1 pseudogene is annotated in these 853 nt (G+C 66.8%); it reads right to left on the bottom strand.

Features of this window, described 5'->3' with window-relative positions:
- A pseudogene (locus ACOI6Z_RS27495) lies at nucleotides 1-853 on the bottom strand (oxaloacetate decarboxylase); the annotation flags it as partial.

Here is an 853-nt window from a genome sequence, read left to right as displayed (position 1 = left end):
GGCAGGAACCGGTGCGGAAGACGGGGTGGCCGCCGTCAGCTGGCTGACGTCGCCGCCGTCGCTGACCTTCACCACAAAGGCTTTGCCTTCCACTTCCACGGTGTAGATACCGGAGGCGGCAGCTTTCGCCGGGGCAGGAGCAGGCTGCGCGGCTTCCACCTGCGGCACCGGTTCAAAGGCCGCCGGGTTATGGCGGTTTTCGAGGAACTTCAGGCCGGGCTGCGGGAACAGGGCCACGGTGAGTACGTCGTCGATGGCGTTCTCCGCCAGCTGAATATTCTTCTCCTGCGCCTGGCGCTTCACATCGGCTTCCAGCTGCGCCAGCTCCGGCTTCAGCAGGTCCGCCGGGCGGCAGGTGATGGCCTCAGCGCCGTCCAGCACCCGCGCCTGCAGGGCGGCGTTCACCGGCGCCGGGGTGCGGCCGTATTCACCTTTCAGAATACCGGCGGTCTCCTTCGCGATGGTTTTGTAGCGCTCGCCGGTCAGCACGTTGAGCACCGCCTGGGTGCCGACAATCTGCGAGGTCGGGGTGACCAGCGGGATGAAGCCGAGGTCCTCGCGCACGCGGGGGATTTCCGCCAGCACTTCATCCAGACGGTGGGCGGCGCTCTGCTGCTTCAGCTGGCTTTCGAGGTTGGTGAGCATCCCGCCCGGCACCTGGGCGACGAGGATACGGCTGTCGGTGCCCTTCAGCTGGCCCTCGAAGGCATGGTACTTCTTACGCACCTCGCGGAAGTACGCCGCGATGCTCTCCAGCTTGTGGATATCCAGCCCGGTGTCGTGCTCAGTACCCGCGAGGGTGGCCACCAGCGCTTCGGTGGCCGGGTGGCCGTAGGTGGCGCTCATCGAGGAG

Origin of the sequence: Klebsiella sp. C239 (genome assembly GCF_048822715.1) — a bacterium.
Taxonomy (GTDB): domain Bacteria; phylum Pseudomonadota; class Gammaproteobacteria; order Enterobacterales; family Enterobacteriaceae; genus Klebsiella; species Klebsiella quasipneumoniae.
Note: the sequence above shows the minus strand (reverse complement) of the source record. Positions and strands in the feature narration are given on the sequence as shown.